Here is a 23,753-nt window from a genome sequence, read left to right as displayed (position 1 = left end):
ATGGCGAAGATCGTCAACTCGTGGAACGACTTTGATCCGCTCAAGCGCGTGATCGTCGGCCGTGCAGACAACTCAGTGATCCCCCCAGAAGAGCCCGCCACCAGTGAAAAGGTGCCCGTCGACTCTGAAATGCGCGGCATGTGGGGTCCCCGTCCCACTGAAACCGTCGAAAAGGCTAACGCTCAGCTTGACTACTTGGTCAAGGTCCTCGAGGAAAATGGCGTTACAGTCGACCGTCCTACACCCCTGCAGTGGAACCAGCCTGTCATCACCCCGGACTTCCGTACCGACTCCATGATGACCTGCATGCCTCCTCGTGACATCCTGCTCACAATGGGCAATGAGATCATGGCTTCCGCCAACTCCTTCCGCTGCCGCTACTTCGAATACCTGGCTTACTGGCCCCTCATGAAGCAGTACTTCGATGAGGATCCTGAATTTAAGTGGACCCAGGCTCCCCGTCCTCGCTTGACGGATGCTTCCTACAAGCACAACTACTACGACGAGAGGATCAGCCTCGAAGAGCGCCTTGAGCGCACCGCTAACAAGGACTTCGTCACCACTGAAGTAGAACCTATGTGGGATGCAGCCGATGTTCTCCGTCTGGGCAAGGACCTCTTCATTCAGCATGGCCTGACCACCAACCGTGCTGCTATGGAATGGTTCAAGCGCTACTACCCCGAGCATCGTGTTCACGCCGTGAACTTCCCCGGTGACCCCTACCCGATTCACATTGATGCAACCTTCGTGCCCCTGCGCCCAGGTCTCATCATCAACAACCCCCACCGTCGCCTGCCCGAAGAACAGCGCAAGATCTTCGAAGCAAACGATTGGCAGATTGTTGACGCAGCAATGCCTGCACACAAGAACCCGCCGCCGCTGTGCTACTCCAGCGTCTGGCTGTCCATGAACTGCCTGGTCCTGGATCACAAGACCGTCATCTGCGAGGCCAGCGAGGTCAACCAGATGGAGCAGATGGATAAGCTCGGCATGAACGTTATCCCAGTTCCATTCCGTGACGCCTACCCATTCGGTGGCGCTCTGCACTGCGCAACCGCAGACGTCTACCGCGAAGGTATCTGCGAGGACTACTTCCCCAACCAGGTTGAGGATCCCACCCTCGTGTGATCACTATGAGGGCCAGGTAACCCCGCGCCAGGCATCAATGCCTGGCGCGGGGGAGCCGAGGCCCTTTTTTCGACTCACTGCCTGTGCACTCTCGATGACAACCATCGTTCACCGCCGTACCTCAGCGGTCATGGCCCAATAATCGAGCACCAAATCGTTCCCCTGGAAAACGAAGCAACCAGAAAACTGCACCACACGCACAATGCTCACGATGCGAGATCACCCTCAGTGAACTGCGTGTACCCCAGTAACAACGGCACATGAACTCACCGCTGGTTACCGACCAGTACATCACTACTAGCAAGCCTTGGCTTCTCCCTTATTTCTCCTCTGTCCTCACCATCGCGCGGCAAGGGCGCCGCGCGGCCACCACGAAGGGCTGACAACGATGTCAACAACCCCTGCAACAAGCGACTACATCATGAATAAGAAGCTTGGTGCCATCGCCATGCTCCTGTCCGCAACGGGTATGGGTCTGGTGGGAACCATCTCCCGTGGCGCCACCATGGGACTAGACCAAGCAGACAAACAAGTCATCGGTTCATTCCTCGCTTTTGGCCGCATGACCACCGGCATGATCGGCTTCATCATCATCATGATGGCCACCAAAAAACTCGGACTGTTTAAGAGCACACGTCTGTCCGTATCCGTCATTCTCGGTGGTATTTGTATTGGCCTATCGCTAGGTTTCTACATCTCCTCGACACTGATGACTTCCATCGCTAACGCAGTGTTCCTTATTTATACAGGCCCGCTGTTCTGTACGCTGCTCGCGCGCATCTTCCGCAAAGAACTCATCAAACCCCTCAGCGGCTTTTTCCTCTTCCTGGTCTTCGTCGGCATGCTACTGACCATGGGCATCATTGACTGGGTTGATGGCTCATTCCACTTCGGTCTGGACTTGTCCACCTCATCACCCGAATTCCCCAACAAGGGCACAGGTGACCTTTTCGGACTTCTGTCCGGTGTGTTCTACGGCCTGGCCATGTTCTTCTACGGTTACCGCAAGGATGTGGACTCCGTGGTGCGTGGTGTTTGGAACTTCTTCTGGGCTGCTGTGGCAACTCTGGTCATGAGTTTCATTCTTAAGCCTTGGCACGGAGTGGCTTCATTTACTGGGACGAACTGGGCCTGGGCTATCGCCCTGTTCCTCGTTTGCGGGTTGTTTGCCTTGGGCTTCCTTGTGGTTGCCGGTCGCAACTTGCCCGCCGTGGAGTACTCCACCATCGCCTACTGGGAATGCCCTGTGGCCATTGTTTGTGGTCTGCTTGTTTGGCACGAAAACCTCACCATTGTGGGCGTAATCGGCGGTCTGCTCATTGTGGGAGGTGGCCTAGCCCCCATCATTTTGGACACCGCGAATGCTGCCAACAACTCTCGAAAGAAGCGCCTGGTCGTGCAGTAATAACGGCCTAGTCACCGGGTGGGTCATCCACTCAAACCCACCCGGTGGCCTCACCTAGCCCGGTAGCATGTGGCCTTCACGTAACTAGACCACACACGAAACTCGAGAATTACACCGTCACTGGAGGAATCATGACAACCGCTTCACAAGTGCATGCTGAGGAACCAGAACAAACTGAGCATGAAAAGCGAGTTGCTCTCCACCGTGCGGCCCGCGCCAGTTTTATCGGTAATTTCATCGAATGGTTCGACTACGCCTCGTATGGATACCTCGCCATCGTTATCGGTGCAGTGTTCTTCCCCCAAAGTGACGAACTTGTGCGTACGATGCTCACTTTCGCTGTGTTCGCCATGTCCTTTATCTTGCGTCCCGTAGGCGCAGTCCTGTGGGGGACATGGGGTGATCGCTGGGGTCGGCGTTGGGCGTTGAGCTGGTCCATCCTCATCATGGCAGGTTCGACATTCCTTATTGGATGCCTGCCCGGACATCGCACCATCGGTGTAGCAGCTCCTATTCTTTTGCTTATCCTTCGGATGGCTCAGGGCTTTAGTGCCTCGGGCGAATACGCCGGTGCTGCCACCTTCCTTGCCGAATACGCTCCCCCCAAACAGCGTGGCATTTTCACCTCGCTCGTTCCCGCTTCCACAGCTACCGGCTTGCTCATGGGTTCACTGATGGTCAGCGGCTTGAACACTGCTCTTTCTGATGCTGCTATGGAATCGTGGGGCTGGCGTATTCCTTTCCTCCTGGCGGGTCCCCTGGGTCTCATCGGTCGTTATATTCGTGTCCACCTTGAAGACACTCCCGCCTACTCACAGATGATGGAAAATCTGCCCACGAAAAAGGTGGAAAAAACCAAGTGGAGCGCACCACTGAAAGATCTCCTGAAGCACCATCAGCGTGCCACCATTATTACGTTCGGTGTGGCCTGCCTGAATGCTGTAGCTTTCTATCTGCTCCTGTCCTACATGCCTACCTATATTCATGAAGTAGTTGGCATGGAAAAAACACAAGCGACTCTAGCAACTTCCATCACCCTGGCTGTCTACATCCTGGCCATTTTTGGTATGGGCCACCTTTCCGATTATTTCGGACGCCGCACCATGCTCATCGTTGCCTGCGTCGCCTTCATCATCCTTACTGTTCCTTTGTTTAAGGTGATGACCACATCCGGGTTCCTTGGTGTGGTCCTCTGTGAAATTGCCTTCGCACTTATTCTTACCGCCAACGATGGAACCCTGCCTACATTCTTAGCTGAATCCTTCCCCACGAATGTGCGTTACTCAGGATTTGCTCTCTCCTTTAACGGAGCTAATGCTCTCCTCGGCGGTACGGCGCCCTTCATCGCCACCTGGCTTATTCGCGTGACGGGTAATTCCTTGGCCCCGGCCTATTACCTCACGGGTATCGCCATCTTGGCCATGATTGCCATTCTTTTCTCGCGCAATATCCGTCATGGGTCTTTAACGGCTGACGATCCCAAGCCTGCGCAGTAACATGGCCAAAGACCTGTCATGATGTCCCGGAAATAAGGAGGAAGGACCCCCATGGCATCAACACCACGCCAGGAGACCATACCTTCATTCCCGGGGTATCGTGACACCCTTTCTTCCGACGCTGATCCTCATCTCACTCACGCTACCGAGAGTGCCTCTGTTGGCAAAGATGTTGGTGCTGTTTCCAATACATCTCTCGCCATTCGCGACACCTCTCACCACGCCGTGATGACATCCCCTGAATATGCCACCACCGGCAACACCGGCCGAGGGATAGATCGCAAACAAGCCCTGGTTAATGCTGCCGCAGAAATCATTCGCGAATTAGGTCCCGCAGCCGTCTCTCATCGTGCAGTGGCCAAACGGGCCGCCTGTTCCCTGTCTGCGACCACCTACTACTTCAACGGTCTGGATGATCTTCTCTACCAGGCAGGCCAAGTCAATATTGGCATGTGGGCCTCACGGGCTGAAGCAGTAGCTGAACGCGTCGAACAACTTAGCGCACTTCCAGACCTCCCAGGACGTGTTGAATTAGTCCTTGCTGCCACACTTCCGGCTGAAGGACCTTACTTTGGTCATTACGCCCAACTACTCAGCGCAGGAACCTCCGCTCCAGTGGGGAGGGCTTACCGTGATGGGCGCCTTAGGCTAAACTCTGCCGTGACTCGAGTCTTGGTGGCGATGGATTCACCATTAAACGCAGACATGGTGATCGCCATTGTTGACGGTGCAGCAGTGACCGCTCTTTCTGAAGGGAGGGATGTTCGCGCTACAGCAACTGATCTGCTGATGAATCTCACGCGCCAAGCCTATGCCGCCCGTACAACCTTGTAGGACACATATATGCCCCCCGCCGTGAGTAATGCTGTTGGCGTCACGACGACCTTCTTCACCACCACTATGGAGCGATTTAAACAGTCGCGCCTAGGCCGAGCACTTTTTCGCTTCCTCAACGTAGGTGGCACCATCATGAGCGGAGGAATCGCCTATTCGGGGCTATTTTCCCTCTTTGCTGGCCTGGCCATTGGTATTAGCGTCATCATGTCTGTGGTGGGTAAAGATTCCACCATGCGCACCGCATTGGTGGATGCTGTCAACGGCGCTATCCCTGGTCTGCTATATGACGGCAGTTCCGAGGGCGTCGGAGGTGTGGGTGGTCTGGTCGATATTGATGATCTCACCGTTTCCAGCGCATTGAACGTCGGCTCCATCACGGGTTTGATCGCCTTATTTTTTTCTGCCCTTGGTGTGATGGGGGCAATTAAAAAGGCATTACGTTCTATTTTTGGCATCGTGGCCGTGGCAGAGAATCCGGTGATTGGTCGTCTGCGTGATTTGGGCGCATTCATTGTGGTGGGCGTGGGAGTACTTGCCACTGCAGTAGCAGGGGCTGCGACTTCGATGATTAACAGTACTCTTGCCGCGCGATGGGACATCCCCGGATGGGTGGGTGGATATGGAAGTCAAATCGGCGTTATTCTCGCCTCCTTCCTCATCGACGCCGGGGTGCTGGCCATGATGATTCGTGTCGCTGGTATTCGAGCCCCTAAGAAGGACCTCATTCAGGGCGCCTGTTTGGGTGCCATTGCATTTGGGATTCTGCGTATCGTGGGCACTCGGGCGGTGAGTGCCTCATCCAACCCTCTCCTTGCTTCTTTCGCAGCAATTGTGGTGCTTCTTCTCTGGCTTCATCTGGCTGCACGTGTTCTCTTGATTGTGGCTGCTTGGATTGCTAACCCGCCTGCGCCGGTGAAAGTGGACCACCCTCAGGAAGTCCACATGACCGAGCGTCCCAACTATGTGACGGTTTCTGTTCCCGCCACTTTGGCATGGCCTCATCAGCGGATTACTGGGGCACTGAACCCTGACCCCACACGGCATCCGGATTACATTCCACCTGTGGTGGAATCAGTAGAACGTGAGCCTCATATCAAGGGTGTCCGTGGATGGATCCTGCGCCGCAAACTTGCCCGCGCACAACAGCGAGTCGAGAAGGTTCGTATGCGCTACTACGGTCAGTCCTGACAACAGACGGTAGCCTGGGGGTATGAGTAAGCCCATCCATGCCATTATCCCAGCCGGTGGAGCAGGAACACGTCTGTGGCCTCTGTCCCGCCGTACTTACCCCAAGTTCCTTCTTGACCTGACAGGTCAAGGCATGACACTCATCCAGGGAACAGTCGATCGTCTTGACGCAGTGAGCCAAAGCATCACCGTGGTCACCGGCACCGCGCACGTAGCCGCTGTAGCTGATCAACTGCCCAGTGTGGATCGCGACAATATCTTGGCTGAGCCCTTACCCCGTGATTCCATGGCCGCCATCGGCTTGGCCGCAGCAGTTATTGCCCACCGGTATGGGCGTGATGCTGTAGTGGGCTCCTTCGCTGCGGACCAGACCATTTCTCATGTCCCTGCTTTCCACAATGCTGTTGAGCAGGCAGCAGCCTTGGCCCGTGAAGGATGGGTAGTAACCATCGGCATCGAAGCCACTGGTCCCTCCACTGCATTTGGCTATATTCAGTGTGGTGACAACCTTGGCGTCGAAGGTGCACCCGATGGGTGCAAGGTCAATGGCTTTACTGAAAAGCCGGACGCTGAAACCGCAGCTACCTACCTTGCCCAGGGTAATTACCGCTGGAACGCCGGCATGTTTGTGGTCCGTGCAGGGGTCCTCCTTGAACACCTAGCAATCACCAAACCCGAACTGGCCGCAGGTATCGAAACCATCGCCGCCGCTTGGGACACATCCGAACGTGAAGAGGTTCTGGCATCTATCTGGCCTGGCTTAGAAAAGATTGCCATCGACCATGCCATTGCTGAACCCGTTGCTGCTAACGGAGGAGTAGCCGTGGTTCCTGCTAACCTCGGTTGGGAAGACGTGGGTGGTTTTGATGCTCTCCACGAACTTCTCTGCGTTACTGATGAGGACAGTGCTAAGGGAGCCAAGGTTCTACGCGCCACCAATGCCGCAACTAATGCCCATATCATTGCCGCTGACAGTGATGATGCGTTGATTGCCACCTCAACTGATCGTGCCGTGGCATTGTTAGGGGTCCCGGGAATCGTTGTGGTTGATACTTCCGACGCGCTCCTCGTGACCACTCCTGAACGTGCCCAGGATGTCAAGGGCATCGTGGACTACCTAAAAACCACCCCATCTGAGTCTCTTACTTGATAACGCTACCTGCATGAGCAGGGCGTTAACATGACAACATCATGGTTATGGGCGGTGTCGAGAAACTTAGATTGGTGCCGCCCATAACCATGTGTCAGCGCACAGATGTGCGTGAGACTAGGGTCCTAGATGACAAAAGGGTCTCGAATTAAGTAAACGGTAGGTAACGAGGCTCAAGACACGGTAGTGTGGGGAGCGTCGCGCGTGCATCTCAGGTGTTCGCGCCCACCAATGCTTTCTGACAATGGAGAACTCTGTGTTGAAGAAGAAACTCTTCCCTGCTCTGGCACTCGGCCTGGCAGCCTCAATGACTTTGGCCGCCTGCGGCGCAGCCCCCGGTGACGATAGCTCCAAGAGCGCCTCCACATCTGGCGCATCCTCCAACTTCAAAGCCTGCATGGTTTCCGACGAAGGTGGCTTTGATGACCAGTCCTTCAACCAGTCCGGTAAAGACGGCATGGAGCGCGCCGCTTCCGAACTGGGAGTGCAGGTGAACTATGCAGAATCCAAGTCTGATGGTGACTACCAGACGAACGTTGATGCCATGGTCCAGGATGGCTGCAACCTCATTATCGGCGTAGGCTTCAAACTCGCCAATGTCCTCACTGTTGCTGCACAGGCCAACCCCGACGTTGAATTCGCCCTCGTTGACTCTGTCTTTACCAACGCTGATGGTGCTCCTATTACTGTTGATAACGGACGCCCCCTGATCTTTAACACCGCTGAGGCCGCATACCTCGCTGGCTATTTGGCAGCAGGCATGAGTTCCACTGGAAAGGTTGCCACCTACGGCGGTATGGAGATCCCCACCGTGCAGATCTTCATGGAGGGCTACGCCAAGGGCGTTGAGAAGTACAACGAAGACAATGGCACCTCTGTCCAGGTTCTAGGCTGGAGCGCCAAGGACCACACCGGTTCCTTCGTGGGTGATTTCTCCTCCACCGATAAGGGCCAGGCCATCACCGAAGGCTTCATCTCCCAGGGTGCTGACGTGATCATGCCCGTCGCCGGCCCCGTGGGTGCAGGCACCCTCTCGGCCGTGAAGGCAGCCTCCAATGCTGATGCCCTCAAGGTCATCTGGGTTGACCAGGATGGCTACGTCTCTACTGGAGATAGCCACATTCTGTCCTCCGTGGTCAAGGAAATTGGTAACTCCGTTTTTGATACCGTCAAGGATGCCTCCGAAGGTAAGTTCACCTCTGAGCCTTACATCGGCACTTTGGCTAATGACGGCGTTGCCCTGGCACCCTTCCACGATTACGAAACTCAGGTTCCCGCAGAACTGAAGGAGAAGATCACCGAACTGCAGAAGCAGATCGCTGACGGATCCCTCGACGTTCACACTGAATACGACCCCACCAAGTGAGGTCACTGCTCACGACTAGCGTGAGCACCGGATAGTCATTGGCTGATCGGCCATGGCGATCCCCAACCGTCACATGTGAATCGTGGTCTGGCCGCTGATGGCCCCCACCAGCGGCCAGACCCGATCCACGGCGCGTGACACCCGGGCAACGGCGCCCTGCTAATCACCAGTGATTGCGGTGAGCCAACGCTCTGCTATCGAAGCGCCGTCGCATCCACGATGCGGCGGCTTTTCTCATGACCACATATTCTTGCTCGTGGTAGACAACCACACGCCCCACCAGTCAAGGGAGCCCCATTGTGAAGCTCGAATTACGAGGCATCACCAAGATCTTCGGGTCGCTCGTGGCCAACGATCATATTGATCTCACCGTGGAGCCCGGCCAAATTCACGCCCTCCTCGGAGAAAACGGCGCAGGCAAATCCACTCTCATGAACGTCCTTTACGGCCTGTATCAGCCGGACGGGGGTGAAATCCTCATCGACGATCAGCCCGTCAATTTCTCCGGCCCCGGTGACGCCGTAGCTGCTGGAATCGGTATGGTCCACCAGCACTTCATGCTTGTTCCGGTTTTCACGGTGGCTGAATCCGTTGCATTGGGCTACGAACCTACCGGCAAGTTCGGCGTGATCGACGCAGGCAAAGCTGCGATGAAGGTCGAAGAAATCTCTAGCCGATTCGGCTTCGACGTGGATCCCCAAGCCACCGTCGGAGACCTCCCCGTGGGGGTCCAACAGCGTGTGGAAATCATTAAGGCTCTCTCACGTGATGCCAAGGTTCTTATCCTCGACGAGCCCACCGCTGTGCTCACACCCCAGGAAACTGACGAACTCATCGCCATTATGCGTGGCCTGAAGGAATCAGGGACCTCCATCGTATTCATTACTCACAAATTGCGTGAAGTACGCGCTATCGCAGACAAGATCACCGTAATCCGTCGCGGCAAAGTGGTAGGTGAAGCATCACCTACCTCGACCGAAACGGAACTCGCTTCCCTGATGGTGGGCCGCGCCGTCAACCTCACCGTAGATAAAGACGCCCCCAATCCTGGGGATGTAGCACTTGATGTTGCTGACGTCTCTATGGTGGATGCTGCAGGAGCCGTTGTCCTTGACGATGTGAGTCTTCAGATTCGCCGTGGTGAAGTCATGGCCGTTGCCGGTGTCCAAGGTAACGGACAAACTGAATTAGCGAACTGCCTGTTAGGCATTAATACTCCCGATGCAGGCAGCATCACCATCGCTGGACGCGACGTGAAAAACATGTCCGTGCGCGAGCGCCTCCACAATGGTCTGGGCTTCGTTCCGGAGGACCGTTCTACGGACGGCATGGTGGCAGGTTTCTCTATCGCTGAAAACCTCATTCTTGACATGGCCGATGATCCCCGTTTCGGTTCGGGAATGTCGCTAAGCCCCAGCAAGGTCCGTGCCAATGCCCTGGATAAGGTCGACGAATACGACATTCGTGTCAGTGACGTTTCCGACCCTATCTCCACCCTCTCTGGCGGTAATCAGCAGAAGGTTGTTTTGGCACGTGAACTTTCCCGTGACCTGGACTTGCTTGTTGCTAGCCAGCCCACCCGTGGCTTGGATGTGGGATCTATTGAATTCGTTCACAAGCGCATTATCGCCGAACGGGACAAGGGCGCAGGCGTCCTTATCATCTCCTCCGAACTAGATGAGGTTGTGGCCCTCGCTGACCGCATCGCCGTCATGTATCGCGGCAAGGTTGTGGGCATCGTCGAACCGAATACCTCCCGTGATGTGCTCGGACTCATGATGGCCGGAGTGCCACTTGATGAAGCACGAGCCCAAGCACAGACCTCAGCAACTACCAGCCCCGCCCCGATGGTGAAGGAGCAGCAGTGACCACCCCCAATAGTTCTAAATCCACCATGCGCGCTACGCGTGCCGTGGATGCTGCCACCACCGTTGAACAGGAGAAGCCATCACTGGCTTATCGACTCCTGTCCGGCTCCTGGCTGGTGAGCGTCCTGGCCGTATTCGTCGCACTCCTCGTGGGCGCTGTCCTTATCATCATGAGTGATTCGGATGTTCAACGCACCGCTACCTACTTCTTCGCCCGCCCCACTGACTTCTTCAGTGCAGCCTGGAACGCTGTCTCTGGTGCCTACCTGGCTATGCTGCGCGGATCTATCCTGGACTGGAAGGCAACCTCCACCGTCCGCATGATCCGTCCGTTGACAGAAACGCTGACCAACTCTGTGCCCCTCATCCTGGCAGGTCTCGGTGTAGCAGTCGGCTTCCGTGCAGGTCTGTTTAATATTGGTGCCCAAGGCCAGGTTATTCTCGGGGCCATCTTTGGCTCTTACGTGGGCTTTGCTTTCAATCTACCTATCGGCCTGCACCTGTTGGTGGCCGTGGTAGCAGCCGGTATCGGTGGAGCCCTGTGGGCAGGAATCGCAGGTGTCCTTAAGGCTAAGACTGGCGCTAACGAAGTGATCGTCACGATCATGCTCAACTCCATCGCTGCACTCCTGATCGCTTATGTGCTCACGCTCAGCCCTGTAATTGGACAAGGTAACACCAACCCCAAGTCTCGCCACGTACTGGACTCCGCGGCCTACCCCCTCCTGCTGGGCGCACCTTTCCGTATCCACGCAGGTTTCATCGTCGCGCTGCTCGCCGCTGCTGCCGTGTGGTGGCTGCTTGAACGCTCTACCCTCGGTTTTGAATTCCGTGCAACCGGCATGAATCCTGAAGCAGCACAGACTGCCGGTATTTCGGTGGCTAAGGTAACTATCCTCGTCATGCTCGTTTCTGGATTCCTTTGTGGCCTGGCCGGTAGCGCACCGGTATTGGGAACGGAACGCTACCTGACTAGCGGCGTTGCGGCGTCATATGGCTTCGATGCCATTACCGTGGCTTTGCTGGGTAAATCTCGCCCCGGCGGAACTGTGCTAGCAGGCTTACTCTTCGGTGCCCTCAACGCAGGTGGCACCCTCATGCAGACCGCCACCCAAACGCCCATCGATATTGTGTTGGTAATCCAGTCCACCATCGTCCTCTTCATCGCTGCACCTCCGTTGGTGCGTGCCATGTTCCACCTGCCTGAACCGGGCAAGAAGAGCAAGAACAAGAAGAAGCGCAAGTCCCGCGCTCAGGTCGCTGAAGGCGTCGCACGTCAGGAGGCCCAGGTATGAGTTCCGCAACCGTAGAAAAGACCATGAGCACAGCAACTCCAGTCCTGGTCAAGCCTGTGCCCATGAAGGCATTCGCCTCCTACGCTGTGGCAGCAGTGCTCTCCGCTGTGCTGACGCTCTTCTCCCACGGAGATACTGTTTTCCAATTCGCCACTTCTAAGGATTTTGTGCAGATCCCGAGCCTGACGGTTAACGCCACCGTAGCCGGCACCCTGCTCACCCTGGTGCTCCTCGGCGCCGCAGGCTGGGCATGGTTCCTGCGTAGTCAGCGCCGTACCCCTAGCGTGTGGGTCAGCGTGCTTGTAGGCATCGCCTTCGTGCTGAGCTTCCTCACGTGGGCTGGTGCTGGACGCGATCAGACCGTCATCCCCATGGTCACCTTGCTCGCTGGAGCACTAAGTCTGTCCGTTCCCCTTATTTTCGGTTCGATGGCCGGATGCGTGGGCGAACGAAGCGGCACCATTAACATTGCCATTGAAGGTCAACTCCTCTTTGGCGCATTTCTTGGCGCTGTCATTGCATCCGTGGTTGGTAACGCCTGGCTAGGCCTGCTTGTGGCACCTCTGGCTGGTATGGCCGTGTCTTTGTTGCTGGTGCTCTTTGGCTTGAAGTATCGCGTAGACCAGATCATCGTTGGTGTGGTGCTCAACGTGCTGGTGCTGGGCCTGACGAGTTTCTTCTACTCCACGGTCCTCAACGCTTCCACCGAGTCGCGTGCACACTTCAACTCCGGCATCTCCTTGCCCATCATTGAAATCCCCGTGCTCGCTCAGATTCCAGTGATCGGCCCCGTCTTCTTCCGCCAGACCATCCTCGTCTACATCATGTACGTCGTGGTTGCAGCACTGCAGTACATGCTGTTCCGCTCCCGTTGGGGACTGCGTATGCGCGCCTGTGGTGAACACCCTCAGGCCGCGGACACAGTGGGCATCAACGTCATGCGTACCCGTATCAACAACGCCCTCCTCGGTGGAGCACTAGCCGGTATGGGTGGAGCTTTCTTCACTATCGGCCATGGCCTGGCATTCTCCAAGGACATGGCTTCCGGTAACGGCTACATCGCCTTGGCTGCCATGATCCTGGGTGGATGGAGCCCGATTGGCGGTGTCGCCGCAGCACTCCTGTTCGGCTTCGCCATGAACCTCGGCTACACCCTGTCCATCATCGGCTCCCCGATGCCCAGCCAGATTGTGCTCATGATCCCCTATGTGGTCACTATCCTGGCTATTGCAGGCTTCGTAGGTAAGGTCCGTCCTCCGGCCGCAGAAGGTGTGCCTTACCCGTGATCCACGCATCTGACGCCGTGCCTTCTACCCCCAGCGCCACCTCGCCTTCGAGTGAGGCTGGCCTGGGGGAGACAGGTGCACTCATTGAAGAGACTGTATGGCAGCAACTGCACGATGAAGCTGTTGCTGCCATGCAGCGAGCCTACGCTCCCTACTCTCGCTTCCCTGTGGGAGCAGCTGCCATCACTACCGATGGTCGCATCATCAGTGGCTGCAATGTCGAGAATGCCGCCTACGGTGCCACGTTGTGCGCCGAATGCTCACTGATTTCTCAACTGTTCGCAACCGGTGGAGGTAAACTCCTCGCCTTTGCCTGCGTGAATGGACGAGGAGAAGCACTCGCCCCCTGTGGGCGTTGCCGCCAATTACTCAGTGAACACGCAGATGATCGCCTGATTCTGGCGATGCCAGCAGGACACATGAGTATCGATGAGGTCCTTCCCGGACGATTCGGCGCCTCTAATATTCATGACGTGGTGGATAGCCAATCTGTAATCAATACAACCGAATAACTGTGCTTGTAGTGGTGACACGGCACACCTGGCGTTCATCACTGCTCAAGCCTCAGCGAAGCCATATGACCACCCCACTGGCCGTTAATGCTTCAGCGCAACTGGCTAACGGACACTGACGTCCCGACGCCCAGATAGACCGCAAGCAACGAAAGGACCCCACCAGATGTCAGAACAGTTCGATGCCGTAGACATTATCGCCACCAAACGCGACCGTGAAGAACTTACCGACGCACAAATCGACTGGGTCATCGATGCCTACACTCGCGGCGTCGTCGCTGATGAACAAATGAGTGCCCTGGCCATGGCGATCTACCTCAACGGAATGAACCGTCGAGAGATAGCACGCTGGACTGATGCCATGATTCGTTCCGGCGAACGTATGGACTTTTCTTCCATTGACCGCCCCACTGCGGACAAACACTCCACCGGCGGTGTGGGAGACAAAATTACTCTCCCCTTGGCCCCTCTTGTAGCAGTGTTTGGCGTCAGTGTTCCCCAGCTGTCCGGCCGTGGACTGGGTCATACCGGCGGCACCCTGGATAAACTCGAAGCTATTCCCGGCTGGCAGGCCAATATCTCGAACCAACAGATTCTCGACATGCTCGGTAGTGAAGGCCCCGGGGCAGTCATCTGCGCAGCAGGCAGTGGCTTGGCCCCCGCCGATAAAAAGCTTTACGCGTTACGTGACATTACCTCCACCGTCAGTTGCGTTCCGCTCATTGCTTCTTCCATCATGAGCAAAAAAATTGCTGAAGGAACCAGCGCCTTAGTTCTCGATGTGAAGGTTGGCAGCGGCGCTTTCATGAAGACCTTCGACCAAGCCACCGAACTGGCACAGACTATGGTTGCTCTCGGTACTGACGCGGGTGTTGAAACCCGCGCTTTGCTGACTGACATGTCCACCCCGCTGGGCCTGACCGCCGGCAACGCCCTGGAAGTCCAAGAAAGCCTTGACGTACTTGCTGGTGGTGGCCCCAAGGACGTCGTGGACCTCACCGTGGCACTGGCCCGCGAAATGCTCGATGCAGCAGGTAAGACGGACTGCGACGTGGAAGCAGCCCTTAAGGATGGCCGAGCCATGGATGTGTGGCGCCGCATGATCAGCGCACAGAACGGTGACCCGGATGCACCCCTGCCCGTTGCTGAACACCAGCACACCATCACCGCACCCCGTGCAGGCACTCTTGGAAGTCTCGACGCCTTAGCCGTAGGCGTAGCCGCATGGCGTTTGGGTGCAGGTCGCGCACGCAAAGAAGATCCCGTCCAGGCCGTGGCCGGCGTGCAGATGCACGTCAAGCCCGGTGATGAAGTGTCCGCAGGAGCACCCCTACTTACTCTCCACACCGCCACCCCCGAACGTTTCGACCGTGCCATCGAAGCCCTTGAGGGAGCCTGGAGCCTTGTTGATACGGATAGTGAGGAAGGGCAGAGCGCTCGTGATAAGGCGCAACGCGGCGTGGTGCTGGAGCGGATTACAGCGTGAAACTTCCTGAACACGCTACCCTCTCCACAGCACTTAGCTGGATGTGGGACAAAGAAAGAGCACTCAACCGCTCCTTCCGTGCCTTATGCACCAGCCATAGCCTGACCAGCATAGTCATCGATGATCCTTCTTTTACCGATGCACCGCAGGAGGACGATAATGCCATCGTCACCCTGTGCCAGTACGCACTTCCATTACCCCCAGGGCTGGAAGTACGTGAGGGCTATCTGACGCTGGCCGGCCAGCGTATGCGCCAACCCGATGAGACTACTTGTGGAGTCATGTGTGCACTCGTGGGCACCCTCAACGCGGACCCTCAGCGCGCTCGCGGACTTGCTCGTCTTCTCGACGCCGAACCGGACCGTTACGCTCACATGGTCACCTCGTTTCACAGGCATCTCAATCGCAGCGCCCTGGGTATTGCTTCCTGGCCCACACAGGTAGGAACACCTCCGTGGACGATTGCCCAAACAATGGAATCCATCACTGGTGGCGCCCTGTCTCGGCCCATTGATGATCGCTCTGAGACTTGGCCGCACCTAGCGCATTTGCTTGCTCAAGCAGCGACTAGTGTGCCCCTGGTGGTGGGTGTGGGTGGTGAGTCGGGATCGGGATTATCTAGTGCTGTGCCCCGTCATTACGTGATGACGATCCCTGATGGCTGGCTCAAACCTGAACGCCTCGATAAGTACACCGTGGACGGTGAGGACGAGACCACCACTACCAAGGAATCGGCCATATTAGGCTGCGTCCCTACCCCCTTCAACGATGGGGCCTCATCCCAGTGTGCATGGGTCACTATTTATGACCCATCCACTGGCAGGATTCATCGCCACAACCTCCTTGAGCAATCGGACTTACCGGTTGCCGCATTAGGAAACTGGCAGCGTATTCACTGGGTCATTTACCCTGACCCAGCCGGAAAATAACAGACGAAAGGACCATTATGAACCGTACTGATGTTGCTCAGATGATTGACCACACTCTTCTTAAGCCTGAGGCCACTGCTGATGATGTGCGCGCACTCATCGCTCAGGCAGAAAAACTGGGAACCTTCTCCGTATGTGTCAGCCCCAACCAGTTGCCCGTTGAGGTTCCTGAAGGCCTGGCCGTTGCCACCGTCTGCGGTTTTCCCTCCGGTGCTCACGCCTCAAACGTTAAGGCTGAAGAAGCCCGTACCGCTGTGGCCAACGGCGCTGACGAAGTGGACATGGTCGTCAACCTCAAACTCGTTAAGGAAGGCGATTATGACGCCGTGGAGGCTGACATCCGTGCTGTTAAGGAAGCCTGTGGAGATAAACTTCTCAAGGTTATTATCGAGTCTGCTGCCCTGACCGATGAAGAAATCGTGGCCTGCTGCAAGGCTTCTGAAGCCGCAGGTGCCGATTTTGTTAAAACTTCCACTGGATTCCACCCTGCTGGAGGAGCCAGCGTCCATGCTGTAGAACTCATGCGCGCTACTGTGGGTGATCGTCTCGGTGTAAAGGCTTCCGGTGGTATCCGTGATGCTGCAACTGCTACCGCCATGATCGAGGCAGGCGCAAACCGTCTGGGACTGAGTGCTTCTCAGGCTGTTCTTGACGGTCTAGTCTGAGGGAACGTGCTGGCTGGATGTTAATGTCAGCGCTCTCACGTACTCTGGTGGGGCCATGAATACATTCAGCCAGCCCTCCGCCCCATATTCCTCCTCAGTAGGCTCCGATTCTCAATCGGTCAGCGCACATAGTCTGCTCACTGGTGTCTCATCCATCGCTGATGATGGCTGGTTTGATGCCATGATGGCGCAGGTTGGACAAGCCGAGCCTGCTGATGACCCGTACGCTGCCGTGGAAAGCATTCCCGGCGATATGTATGACGCATTCATCGATCCGGCAGCCGGAGGCAGCGGCGGTGGTGATGATCTCTTTGCCAACTTTGGTGGTACTGCTGCGAAAATTGATGGTGCGCCCGCCCAGATTCCAGAGACTTTCGAGGCTCGCGTTCCTCAAGGGGAAGGGGAGTGGCAATCCTCTGGTCGCTTCAGCGCCGCCATCATTAATACCTGGGACCATGAACCTCTGGATCCTGAGGCTCTCCTCGAAGGCCTCAATGAGGCTCAGCATGCTGCAGTGGTTCACCATGGCGCACCGCTGCTCATCATCGCTGGTGCAGGTTCAGGAAAAACCCGCGTCCTGACCCACCGCATCGCATTTCTCCTAGCCACAGGGCGGGCACATTCCAGTCAGATCCTTGCTATCACCTTCACCAATAAAGCAGCAGCAGAAATGCGTGAACGTGTGGCCGCATTGGTGGGGCATGCTCAAGCTAAAAACATGTGGGTGTTTACTTTCCACTCCGCATGTGTGCGTATCTTGCGCCGCGAGTACCAGGCAGCGGGCCTTCGCTCCACCTTCTCGATCTATGACGCACAGGATTCTTCGCGTTTGATCACCCTGGTGGTCAAAGAACTCGGTATTGATCACAAACGCTTTAGCCCCAAGACCTTCGCCCGGCGTATCAGTGACTTGAAAAATGAACTCATTACCCCAGAAGAGTTCGCTGAAACTGCCCAAACCGCAAACCCCGTGGAACGCCACTGTGTGGAGGTCTATCGCCTCTACCAGCAGCGCCTCGAACAGGCCAACGCCTTGGACTTTGATGACATCATCATGCGGACCGTTCAGCTTCTCCGCCGCCACCCGGATATTGCGGAGATGTATCAGAGGCGCTTTCGCCACATCCTCGTGGATGAATACCAGGACACCAACCATGCCCAGTATGTTTTAGTTCGCGAACTCGTTGGAGCAGCACCCGCAGGCGTCGCCAATAGTTGGGACAGCACTGCGGGAGGGGCTGCTGGAAGCCAGGCATCCGGCGTCGGATCCGGAAAACTTCCGATGGGGGAACTTACGGTAGTGGGTGACTCGGACCAGTCCATCTACGCATTCCGTGGCGCAACCATTCGTAATATCGAAGAATTTGAACAGGACTACCCTCAAGCGCGCACCATTGTGCTGGAGCAAAACTACCGCTCTACTCAGAATATCCTGTCCGCCGCGAATGCCGTCATTTCGCGTAATGGTGGTCGCCGCCCCAAGAACCTCTGGACGGATAGTGGGGACGGTGAACAAATCGTCGGCTATGTCGCCGATTCCGATCGAGATGAAGCACGCTGGATCAACACAGAAATCGATCGACTCATCGACGAACACGGCGTGACCCCCGGTGACGTAGCCATCTTCTACCGCACTAACGCTCAATCGCGTGCCCTTGAAGAAGCACTTATCATGGCAGGCCAGCCCTATCGCGTGGTGGGCGGAACCCGCTTCTATGAGCGCAAAGAAATCAAGGATGCGCTGGCCTATCTCCGCGCTATCGACAACCCCGATGACGCAGTGAGCCTGCGCCGTATTCTCAACACCCCTAAGCGCGGAATCGGAGACAAAGCTGAAGAAGCGCTCGTCAATCACGCTGCCGCGTATAACATCTCGTTCGGTCAAGCCCTCGAAGACTGCTTCACCGATGAGCGAGAAGTCGTGGGGATCACGGCGGCAGCCAAAAAGAAGATCGCCAACTTCTGGGACATGCTCGTTCGTCTGCGCACCATGCGTGATGAAGGCGAATCAGTCGCTGGAATTCTCGATACGGTCCTGGACGAATCCGGCTACGTGGCATCCCTCCAAGCCAGTGACGATCCGCAGGATGCCACCCGCGTGGAAAACCTTGCCGAACTGCACTCCGTGGCAGCGGACTTCAACGCCACTGCACCTGATGCCACCCTCATGGACTTTCTTGAACGCGTCAGCCTTGTGGCCGACTCTGACCAGTTACCACCCTCCAAACCTCAGATCGTGGGTTCTGGGCAGGGGAGTGCCGCAGCAGGTTTTCCTGTCGGTGATGAGGCTGAGAGCGCTGGAACGGACGGAGCGCAAGCGTCTGGTCAGAGTCAGCAAGCAATGATTGCCCAGGAAGCCGCAGAAGCACGTGCGCAGGGGCAAATTACTCTGATGACTGTGCACACGGCCAAGGGCTTGGAATTCCCGGTCGTATTCGTCACCGGCATGGAAGATGGCACTTTCCCCCACTCACGTTCCATGAGCGATGAACAGGAAATGGCTGAAGAACGCCGCCTGGCCTATGTGGCACTCACGCGTGCTCGTGAACGCCTCTACGTGACTCGGGCAGCCGTCCGTAACCTCTACGGTGCCCCCAACTCAATGGGAGCCTCACGATTCCTCAGTGATATTCCAAAAGAGACCATGCGTTGGGAACGTGAATTCTCCGCTATGGATTCTTATCGCGGATACGACGATTCCATCGACAATGACGGATGGGGTAACTACTCTGGGGCCACTAGCCGAAGCAACCGCGGATACGGTTCCGGTGGCTCATACGGCTCAGGTGGAAACCGCCGCTCCCACGATGACGATGACTTTGGCACGCCCATCGGTGGTGGCCACCGCTCAGGGAAACCCACCAAACTTGGTGACAAGAACACCTCAGTCCCCAAGAAGCTTGGGGTCAAGAGGGATAATGGCGCAGGCCCCACCATCGGCCAAGGCAAGAATGCTGTTGCCCTCCACATCGGTGACCGCATTAAGCACGAGACCTACGGCCAAGGCACAGTGGTGGACCTTGAAGGAAGTGGGGCTTCCACCATTTCCAAGATTCAATTCGATGATGGCTCAGTCAAACGCATCATGCTGCGTTACGCCCCAGTTTCCAAGGTTTCCTAAACTTTAAATGCGAGATGGCCGTGCGATGCGCGAGCAATGAGATCGCAGTGGGAGTACAGGGGCATGGTGATTGACACCGTTAATAGCGAGGCATCAGCATGACGGCCCGAACATTAAGAGACCAAAGTACGCATCTAGGTCGCAGCGCGAACGCAGGGGCGCCATGGCGGAATGCTGCGAGTGACGAAGCGCCCGCAAGTTGACACGAGCCTAAGAGGGGGGAGAAGATCTTGCGGATCTTCTCCCCCTCTTATAGTCACTGCCGTCAGTGTTTGCTTACCTCATTAACTATTGAGGAGGAGTGCCCAAATGGGCGCTGTGACTGACGAGTGCATACAGCGCATCAGACGCTGCTGCACTTGCGAGAAACAGCAATTATCGTGCCACCTACGCTGAGAATGGACAGGCTGAGCAGCAATGCTGTGTCCGCCGGAGCACCAGTGGTGGCGAGATTCTGAGAGCCCCTACTAGTCTTCTTCTTATTCTTGTCACTCTTGCTATCTTTCCCGTTGTCGCCAGGGGCAGGAGCAGCGCTCTGAGTGGGTTCAGCGGTCGGAGCAGCGATGGGCCCAGAAAGCGGGGCGGGACATTCGACCGTGACAGTCAAACCCTGATCAGCGGTCACCAGTTCACCAAACTTGTTGGCGACGTGAACCTTGTAGGTCTGACTACCGGTATCCGTGCCACAAACCTGCCTCGTATTCAGGGTGAACTGAGCCTGACCGGCGCCATCGGTGGTGATGATGGCGTTCTCATTGTTGGCATTATCGTCAGCAATGGAGTTGTCCACATCAGCCTTCGTGATGGCGTTGCCCAGAGTCAGGGTTACTGTTTCTGCCTGACCGGGCCCTTCAGTGAAGGACAGGCCGCGCAGAGCAACGGCGAACTCGCCGTCGGTAGGAACAGTGCCCTCAGGCAAGGTGACGCCCACAGAAGCCTTGAGGGTGCGAGGCTCGTGATTATCTAAGGTAGCCAGGTAAGCATTGAAAGCATCGCGGTCCAGATCGCCGTTGGTGACGGCAGGACCATTAGCGGTCAGCGCAGTGAAACCATCGCCACCATCAAGCAGGAAGGTGACAGAACCGACGGTGTAGGTGCGATCCATATCCAGAGGCTCATCGTTGACCATGACGGAGGTAATACGCTCACCCAGGGGCAGGGCAGGATCGTAGGTGTAACGAACATTCGAGGACAGGCCCAACTTGAGCATAGGGCGGGAGTTCTGAGAGTTCAGATCAGTCTTCCACTGCTGTTCGAGAGCTTCCTTGAACTGGGAACCGGTGATGCTCACATAGCCCAGTTCGTTGGAGAAAGGCATAACCTGGTAGGTCTGGGCGTAGGTAAGGGAACCATCAGTGTTAGGAATCAAATCCTCACGTAGACCACCAGCATTGATGACGCCGATGTCCACGGGCTGGTGATCGGGGCCAAGAATCCTGGCGCGCATGGCATCAGCAGCAAGATCGCCTAGGGTGGATTCGGTACCACGGTTAGAACCAGGGCCAGCATCGCCGAAGATACCGCGGTTGAAGGGCTGGTCATAGCCGGTGGCCACAACCTTTTCACCGGCAATTTTGGCTTCTTCTTCTGCATCAGCAACAATCTTGGCGATTGCTGGATCTTGACCACACTCAGCGACGGTTCCAGCAGGAATCAACTGGACCTCAGAATGAACAACTTTCTTGGCAATACGGTCATAGGTAATGACGAGGTTGGCCAGGTTATCCGTGTAAGAGCCAGAAGCATCAGCTGATAGGTAGGTACCTGCAGCGCCCTGGACCCAAGAGAAGGAGTAAGGAACGTGGGTGTCACCGCCCATGAGGCCATCGATGTGAGGGCCAACGAGGGGATAATTGTTCTTCACATCATCATCAAGCATGAGAATGACAACGTCAGCCTGACCGCTTTCTTTTAGTTCCTTAGCGCGTTCATCAGCAATCGCGATGGGATTAAGGAACTCTAGACCTGCCGTGGTGCCGGGGCTGAGCTTGTAGGGAACATCTTGGGCGATAGCTCCAATGTAGGCGACCTTGACGCCGCTGGGAGAGGTCCAGATCACGTCAGACTTGAGATAATCACCCATCCCGGTGACGTTTGCTGCAAGATAGGGGAAACCTACCTTGGTGAACTGTACTTCTTGTCCATTGATTGTTGTGGACGTGCCGTCAATACGTGCCTTGAATGCATCTTGGCCAAGATCTAACTCATGGTTACCTAGGGTGGATGCCACAGGATTGAGCAGATTTAGGGCGGCAATGGTGGGGTTGTCGTAAAGAACCCCAGAGGTGTAGGGGGAGGCTCCCACGTTGTCACCCAGGAGGGTGAACGCAGAGTTCGGGTTCGCCTTACGTGCTTCATTGAGGTAGCAGCCCACTGCGGCAAGGCCGGCTTCCTTAATTTTGGTCTTGTCCTTGCGATCAGTGACCTGAGAAATGTGGCCGTGAACGTCGGTGAGGTTGTAAAGATTCAAGGTGACAAGATTTTGGTCATCCTCGGTGGCTGCTTCGCCAGTTCCTTCTGGAGCAGTGGCCTGAGCAGATTCGGTGGGCTGAGCCTCAGCCGCATTGTCAGTGGCGAAGGCTGCGGCGGAAATCGGGGAGAAAATCAGTGCTGCTAGAGCGCCAATTCCCAGCATGGATTGGGACAGTGATCGTTTCATGGGTGTCCTGACGTATAGGTGGACTGGTGATGGTGATCACTGTTGAGAGTATCTGTCCTCACGGATAGAAACAAGGTGTATGGCAATGTGGCATTTGCGGTTGGGACGGATTTAATTCTTAACGAATTAATGGCTGATGACATGAAGAAAAGAGGAATGAACAACTCATGAGAAGTATTCTCATGTAACAAATGCAAAGGTATGAACTTAATCAAGGGGAATACTTACTTAAATTTGTGGCGGCACAGTAGTGATTGAGAACTTATAGGGGAAGCCGTCTAGGAAAAATTGCTATGGAAAAGATGGGTATTGATCGATGTATATATTGCTCTTGTGAACTAAAAACTCTGTTATTGCAGAGGAATGAAAACGGGGGCACCTGATCCTCTTTGGGATGCAATGGGCCCTTACTTCTCAGAATCTATAGGGATATGACGCCGCGAATAATTGTGCTTACAGCACCCAATGCGGCCAAAGTAATAGTCGCTTTCCGACCCCAATGATCCGGTATTTTCTTTGCTAGTCGAGCTCCAAGCCACGCGCCCACAGCCAAACCACTAAAGCCAGCAATGAGCTCAGAACTGTGGACCCCCTGCACACCGAGACCAGCAAGAGAAGCCAAGCCAGCGACAGTAAAAATAACCTGACTAGTGGCCACGAACATTTTGTGAGGCCAACGAGCTGCTGCTGAATATACGATGATGGCTGGCCCGCCCATACCCGCGGTGGAGTTCGTTAGGCCCATGAGTACGCCAGTGATGCCCCACAGGGGAGGAGTGTCAGGTAATTGCGCCTTCGGTGTGGACATGGTGATGGTCAGCGCCAGAAGAATGAGCGCACCGATCCATATATTAAGAATCGCCGACGACACGGCATGCACCAGCATGACACCCGGAATAATGCCAATCAGCGAGGCAATCGACATGATGGCCGCACGTTTAACTGAGGTGTAGCGCCATGTTTGAGCCAATACGATAAGCACATTCACCGTGCCAATAATGATGGCAAACGGGATCGCCACCTTCGGCCCCATAAAGAGGGCCAGAACCGGCACGGCAATGAGGCCAAAGCCTGTGCCCGCGACGCGCTGAATCACAGCCCCTAGGGCAATGATGCTGGCAATAATCGCGATAGTCATGAAGAAGTCATCCGTAATGGTGTGGTGAGAATAGCGACGAAACGTCCTAGGCCAGTGTAGTCGCCTTGCCAAGTGGCGTAGGGTGTAGCACGTTAACACGGCACCACCACCGTCGTGTTTTCTCCTCTACGACGCCGCACGGTCGTGTTCTTGTACTGCCTCATCTGACTGGATGGTGTGGCGCCGTCACTCATGAGAACGTGACGAGAATGGGAGACGAGGAG

The 23,753-nt window shown here is 56.0% G+C and carries 18 protein-coding genes; 16 read left to right on the top strand and 2 right to left on the bottom strand.

Features of this window, described 5'->3' with window-relative positions:
• The 16 genes from A9753_RS00520 to A9753_RS00450 all read left to right on the top strand — a co-directional run bounded on the left by A9753_RS00520 (position 1) and on the right by A9753_RS00450 (position 19,732).
• Positions 1-1,128, top strand: a complete 1,128-nt coding sequence (locus A9753_RS00520; RefSeq protein WP_067778667.1) for a serine/threonine protein kinase — start codon at positions 1-3, stop codon at positions 1,126-1,128.
• A 260-nt stretch (positions 1,129-1,388) separates the two neighbouring features.
• The gene (locus A9753_RS10090) at positions 1,389-1,511 is read left to right on the top strand and encodes a hypothetical protein (RefSeq protein ID WP_281180950.1); all 123 of its coding nucleotides are present in this window, start codon (positions 1,389-1,391) and stop codon (positions 1,509-1,511) included.
• 5 nt (positions 1,512-1,516) lie between these two features.
• Complete coding sequence (locus A9753_RS00515; RefSeq protein ID WP_245637320.1) at positions 1,517-2,533, top strand: DMT family transporter; 1,017 nt, start codon at positions 1,517-1,519, stop codon at positions 2,531-2,533.
• Between the two features lie 131 nt (positions 2,534-2,664).
• The gene (locus tag A9753_RS00510) at positions 2,665-4,029 is read left to right on the top strand and encodes an MFS transporter (RefSeq protein WP_067778664.1); all 1,365 of its coding nucleotides are present in this window, start codon (positions 2,665-2,667) and stop codon (positions 4,027-4,029) included.
• A gap of 51 nt (positions 4,030-4,080) precedes the next feature.
• Positions 4,081-4,863: a TetR/AcrR family transcriptional regulator gene (locus tag A9753_RS00505; protein ID WP_245637319.1), complete on the top strand. Its 783-nt coding sequence runs from the start codon at positions 4,081-4,083 to the stop codon at positions 4,861-4,863.
• A gap of 9 nt (positions 4,864-4,872) precedes the next feature.
• Positions 4,873-6,054 carry a YihY/virulence factor BrkB family protein gene (locus A9753_RS00500; protein WP_067778662.1) on the top strand — a complete coding sequence of 394 codons (1,182 nt, stop codon included), beginning with the start codon at positions 4,873-4,875 and terminating at the stop codon, positions 6,052-6,054.
• A 22-nt stretch (positions 6,055-6,076) separates the two neighbouring features.
• Entirely contained in the window at positions 6,077-7,204 is a 1,128-nt protein-coding gene (locus A9753_RS00495; RefSeq protein WP_067778659.1) for a mannose-1-phosphate guanylyltransferase, read from the top strand.
• A 307-nt stretch (positions 7,205-7,511) separates the two neighbouring features.
• Positions 7,512-8,570 (top strand): BMP family lipoprotein, encoded by a 1,059-nt coding sequence (locus tag A9753_RS00490; RefSeq protein ID WP_245637341.1) that lies wholly within the window; start codon positions 7,512-7,514, stop codon positions 8,568-8,570.
• Positions 8,571-8,869: 299 nt separating this feature from the next.
• On the top strand, positions 8,870-10,438 hold the full coding sequence (locus tag A9753_RS00485; RefSeq protein WP_067778653.1) for an ABC transporter ATP-binding protein: 1,569 nt from the start codon (positions 8,870-8,872) through the stop codon (positions 10,436-10,438).
• The gene (locus A9753_RS00480) at positions 10,435-11,733 is read left to right on the top strand and encodes an ABC transporter permease (RefSeq protein WP_067778645.1); all 1,299 of its coding nucleotides are present in this window, start codon (positions 10,435-10,437) and stop codon (positions 11,731-11,733) included. Before A9753_RS00485 ends, A9753_RS00480 begins: the two co-directional genes overlap by 4 nt.
• Positions 11,730-13,019, top strand: a complete 1,290-nt coding sequence (locus A9753_RS00475) for an ABC transporter permease (RefSeq protein ID WP_067778642.1) — start codon at positions 11,730-11,732, stop codon at positions 13,017-13,019. The genes A9753_RS00480 and A9753_RS00475 overlap by 4 nt, the downstream gene beginning before the upstream one ends.
• A gap of 83 nt (positions 13,020-13,102) precedes the next feature.
• On the top strand, positions 13,103-13,531 hold the full coding sequence (locus tag A9753_RS00470; RefSeq protein WP_218056735.1) for a cytidine deaminase: 429 nt from the start codon (positions 13,103-13,105) through the stop codon (positions 13,529-13,531).
• A gap of 166 nt (positions 13,532-13,697) precedes the next feature.
• Positions 13,698-15,017: a thymidine phosphorylase gene (locus A9753_RS00465; RefSeq protein WP_067778639.1), complete on the top strand. Its 1,320-nt coding sequence runs from the start codon at positions 13,698-13,700 to the stop codon at positions 15,015-15,017.
• Entirely contained in the window at positions 15,014-15,946 is a 933-nt protein-coding gene (locus tag A9753_RS00460) for a hypothetical protein (RefSeq protein ID WP_067778634.1), read from the top strand. Before A9753_RS00465 ends, A9753_RS00460 begins: the two co-directional genes overlap by 4 nt.
• A 17-nt stretch (positions 15,947-15,963) precedes the next feature.
• The gene (gene deoC, locus A9753_RS00455) at positions 15,964-16,611 is read left to right on the top strand and encodes a deoxyribose-phosphate aldolase (protein WP_067778631.1); all 648 of its coding nucleotides are present in this window, start codon (positions 15,964-15,966) and stop codon (positions 16,609-16,611) included.
• Between the two features lie 55 nt (positions 16,612-16,666).
• The gene (locus tag A9753_RS00450) at positions 16,667-19,732 is read left to right on the top strand and encodes an ATP-dependent helicase (RefSeq protein ID WP_245637318.1); all 3,066 of its coding nucleotides are present in this window, start codon (positions 16,667-16,669) and stop codon (positions 19,730-19,732) included.
• A 343-nt stretch (positions 19,733-20,075) separates the two neighbouring features.
• On the opposite strand, the gene A9753_RS00445 is transcribed toward A9753_RS00450, so the two are convergent.
• Together A9753_RS00445 and A9753_RS00440 are read right to left on the bottom strand one after the other, a co-directional pair.
• Positions 20,076-22,391, bottom strand: coding sequence for a bifunctional metallophosphatase/5'-nucleotidase (locus A9753_RS00445; RefSeq protein ID WP_067778623.1), 2,316 nt, complete (start codon positions 22,389-22,391; stop codon positions 20,076-20,078).
• 421 nt (positions 22,392-22,812) lie between these two features.
• A complete protein-coding gene (locus A9753_RS00440) occupies positions 22,813-23,529 on the bottom strand; it encodes a sulfite exporter TauE/SafE family protein (protein ID WP_067778620.1) in 717 nt (238 codons plus the stop codon).
• Positions 23,530-23,753: the final 224 nt, after the last annotated feature.

Origin of the sequence: Actinomyces vulturis, assembly GCF_001687305.1 — a bacterium.
Taxonomy (GTDB): domain Bacteria; phylum Actinomycetota; class Actinomycetes; order Actinomycetales; family Actinomycetaceae; genus Actinomyces; species Actinomyces vulturis.
The sequence above is the reverse complement of the archived record's forward strand: the minus strand, read 5'-3'. Positions and strand labels throughout refer to the sequence as shown.

Coding starts and splice junctions, on each gene's coding strand:
- A9753_RS00520 (WP_067778667.1), top strand. CDS start 1: ATGGCGAAGATCGTCAACTCGTGGAACGACTTTGATCCGCTCAAGCGC.
- A9753_RS10090 (WP_281180950.1), top strand. CDS start 1,389: ATGAACTCACCGCTGGTTACCGACCAGTACATCACTACTAGCAAGCCT.
- A9753_RS00515 (WP_245637320.1), top strand. CDS start 1,517: ATGTCAACAACCCCTGCAACAAGCGACTACATCATGAATAAGAAGCTT.
- A9753_RS00510 (WP_067778664.1), top strand. CDS start 2,665: ATGACAACCGCTTCACAAGTGCATGCTGAGGAACCAGAACAAACTGAG.
- A9753_RS00505 (WP_245637319.1), top strand. CDS start 4,081: ATGGCATCAACACCACGCCAGGAGACCATACCTTCATTCCCGGGGTAT.
- A9753_RS00500 (WP_067778662.1), top strand. CDS start 4,873: ATGCCCCCCGCCGTGAGTAATGCTGTTGGCGTCACGACGACCTTCTTC.
- A9753_RS00495 (WP_067778659.1), top strand. CDS start 6,077: ATGAGTAAGCCCATCCATGCCATTATCCCAGCCGGTGGAGCAGGAACA.
- A9753_RS00490 (WP_245637341.1), top strand. CDS start 7,512: ATGACTTTGGCCGCCTGCGGCGCAGCCCCCGGTGACGATAGCTCCAAG.
- A9753_RS00475 (WP_067778642.1), top strand. CDS start 11,730: ATGAGTTCCGCAACCGTAGAAAAGACCATGAGCACAGCAACTCCAGTC.
- A9753_RS00465 (WP_067778639.1), top strand. CDS start 13,698: ATGTCAGAACAGTTCGATGCCGTAGACATTATCGCCACCAAACGCGAC.
- deoC (WP_067778631.1), top strand. CDS start 15,964: ATGAACCGTACTGATGTTGCTCAGATGATTGACCACACTCTTCTTAAG.
- A9753_RS00450 (WP_245637318.1), top strand. CDS start 16,667: ATGAATACATTCAGCCAGCCCTCCGCCCCATATTCCTCCTCAGTAGGC.
- A9753_RS00445 (WP_067778623.1), bottom strand. CDS start 22,391: ATGAAACGATCACTGTCCCAATCCATGCTGGGAATTGGCGCTCTAGCA.
- A9753_RS00440 (WP_067778620.1), bottom strand. CDS start 23,529: ATGACTATCGCGATTATTGCCAGCATCATTGCCCTAGGGGCTGTGATT.